The following is a 2,786-nucleotide window of genomic DNA, read 5'->3' on the forward strand; positions in this document are numbered from 1 at the left end:
GCGGTGAGGTGAGTGGGTGAGAGCAGCCAGTGGTGGCGGCGGTAGATGGCGGCGGGCGCAGCTGCCGAGCGTAGCCGCCGGTGGGCCCGCGCCCCACCGATCCGCACCGCGGTGCCGGGCCGGCCGCCGAACGCCGTTCGGTCGCCGCCATCGTCGCGGACGGATCGGGCCCGTGCGGCGTCCACCGCACGGGCCCGGCCGTCGTCCCGTCCCGGACTCAGGCGAATGTTCCGCTGTTCCGCGGAACAGCAGGGCTATTCCGCGTCGGGCAGGTCGGCGAGCGGGAGCTCCAGGTAGGAGGCGGCGCCGTCCGGGGAGGCGATCTCGACCTGGCCGCCGTCGACGGTGGCGTCGGCGAACAGGCGGTCCTTGGTGTCGATCACGAGGGCGAGCTGGTGGCCGGCGGCGATGCGGTAGTCCGCGGGCTGGAGCTGGACGTCGATCGCGCGCGCCTCGCCCTCCCGCTCGTTGAGCAGCGTGTACGGAGCACTGGTGATGATCTTTCCCTTGGCGCGGCCCGGGTCGACGTCGAACAGGTGGGTCACGATCGTCGCCGTCGCCGCGGACGGGCGGACCGTCAGGTGCAGCCGGACGTTGCCCGTGAGCTGGCTGGACTGGACCAGCGGCTCGGTCACCCAGACGGCCGCGTCCCGCCGCGAGATCGACGCCGTGTCGTAGATGGCGGGGGAGCCGAGCCGCTCCAGGACGCCGGTCTGGACGAGCGCCTCGGCGACGTGCGCGGGGGTGTCCACGCCCGCCTGGATGGTCGTCGTCCACCCGGTGGCCGGCCGGGACGCCAGCGCGCCGTCGGTGGAGCCGCCCCGCGGCTGGTCGAGGTAGAACCGCCGGGTCGGCTGGACGTACGACTGCCAGTCGTTGGACTTACGCAGGTCGAACAGGTTGTGCATGTACTCGGTGTGGACGTTGCCGTCCTGGCCGATGCCGTTGTCCTTGCCCTGCAGGTGATGGTCCAGCCAGCGGTAGGTCGTCGCGGTCGGCCGGCTCCAGCCGCCGAGGAAGCCGAGGATCTCGTCGCCGCCGTGGTCGCCGATCTGCACCAGCAGCCGGCGCGGGCCTCTGAGCTCGTTGAAGAACTCGACGACGGCCGGCACCGAGAAGATCGTCTCGTGCCAGTACGTCCCGAGGAAGATCGGCACCTGCCGGGAGTTCAGCCGCTCGACGTAGCTGATCGGCGAGCGGATGGCGCCGAAGTCCACCAGGTTCTTGATGTTCTTGTTGGCGCGGAAGTCCTCGAAGATCTGCCGCGTCTCGTCGGAGAGGCGGTCCTCGCCGAACAGCGCCGCGAGGGCCTCGAAGGCCGCGATGTGCCGGGTCTCGTTCTCGTACAGCGAGCGGGTGAGATCCGCCCAGGCGCTCTGCGCGGCGACGGCCTTCACCCGGTCGTCGTGCGCGGCGATGATCAGGCTCTGGCCGGCGCCGTAGGACGAGCCGGCGAACGCGATCTGGTCCGGGTTCACCCGGTCGGCGTGGTTCTCCAGAACCCAGTCGATGACGGCGGAGCCGTCCGCCCGGTCCCGCGGCCCGGCGACGTCGATCTTCCCGGTGGACTCGGCCAGGCCCCGCTCGCTGTACGCGACGGCGAGGTATCCCTTGATCGCGAAGTTGAGCAGCAATCCGGGATAGGAACGCCACCCGGTCGGCGCCAGTGGCGCCGGCAGAATGACGACCGGGTGCGGACCGGCACCGAGCGGGACGAACACGCCCGCGTCGAGCTGGACGTCCGGGTCCGCGCCGGGAATCCGGACGGACGCGAACGTTCCCGCGCCCTGCAACTGCGCGAACTTACCGGCGGTCGCGGGCGGAAGATCCCGGAAGTCACCGCGGTCCAGGTTCTCCAACGCCCGGATCTGGGCGTCAAGCAGGGACCGGTCCTGGGGGGCGAAATCGAAGACTGTCGATTTCTGGGGGCTGGTGGCCACTCGTGGTGTCTCCTTGCCGAAAGTCGGAGCAGAACAGGCCGGATCGCCGGGCGGCGTCAGGCCGTGCCGTTGGCCGTGCCGTGAGGTGGCGGGATTTCATCGCTTTCCATGGACGGCGGTCCGTGGATCACCGGCCCCAGTTCGAGGTCGACCCGTGAGACCGCGGCGATGACGAGTTCCCGGAACACAAGCCGGAAGCGTAGGGCCGGCCGTGTCCGGTGCGGCTGAGGCGGGAACTTGGCGCGTGGCGTTCGGCGACGCCGCGTTGATCCGCCTTCGGTCGGTCCGGGCCTGTGCTGATAGCTTTTGCGGCATGCTTATTTGGCTGAACGGGCCCAACGGTGTGGGCAAGACGCAGGTTGCCTACGAACTGCACCGCGGCTTGGCCGGCGCCTTTGTCTGCGACCCGGAACATCTCGGTTTCGCGCTGCGCCGGATGCTGCCCGCGTCGCTGCGCGGCGACTTCCGCGACCTGCCCCTGTGGCGAGCCGGCGTCGTCGAGATGCTCCGTACTGTTCTTGATGCCGGCGACGGGCCGGTCGTCGTGCCGATGACGGTGCTGGACCCCGGGCTGCTGGCTGCGCTGGTCGATCCGCTGCGTGCCGCCGGGCACGAGGTGCGGCACGTGACGCTCCTCGCCGACCGGGCCGTCCTGCTACGGCGCATCCGCTCCCGCGCGGAGACCGCCCGCAGCTTTGCCGCCACCCAAGCCGACCGTTCCCTGCACCTGCTGCGGGCCCCGGAATTCGCCCGCCACCTGCCCACCGACGGTCTGCCGATCGGCGCCATCGCCGCGGACATCGCCGCCGACGCCGGCCTGGCGTTCACCCCCGACCCCGCGGGCCC

3 protein-coding genes are annotated in these 2,786 nt (G+C 71.1%); 1 reads left to right on the plus strand and 2 read right to left on the minus strand.

Annotated features, from left to right (window positions below; genetic code table 11):
- Both NBZ83_RS31335 and NBZ83_RS31340 read right to left on the minus strand, forming a co-directional pair.
- A partial coding sequence (locus NBZ83_RS31335; RefSeq protein WP_261576429.1) for a hypothetical protein occupies positions 1–185 on the minus strand: 185 nt, incomplete at its 3' end.
- Positions 186–254: 69 nt separating this feature from the next.
- A complete protein-coding gene (locus NBZ83_RS31340; RefSeq protein WP_261576430.1) occupies positions 255–1,940 on the minus strand; it encodes a CocE/NonD family hydrolase in 1,686 nt (561 codons plus the stop codon).
- Between the two features lie 313 nt (positions 1,941–2,253).
- Here NBZ83_RS31340 and NBZ83_RS31345 point away from each other — a divergent pair.
- Positions 2,254–2,786: AAA family ATPase (locus tag NBZ83_RS31345; protein WP_261576431.1), on the plus strand; the 533-nt coding region annotated here is incomplete at its 3' end.

The organism is Frankia gtarii (assembly GCF_025403375.1).
GTDB lineage: Bacteria > Actinomycetota > Actinomycetes > Frankiales > Frankiaceae > Frankia > Frankia gtarii.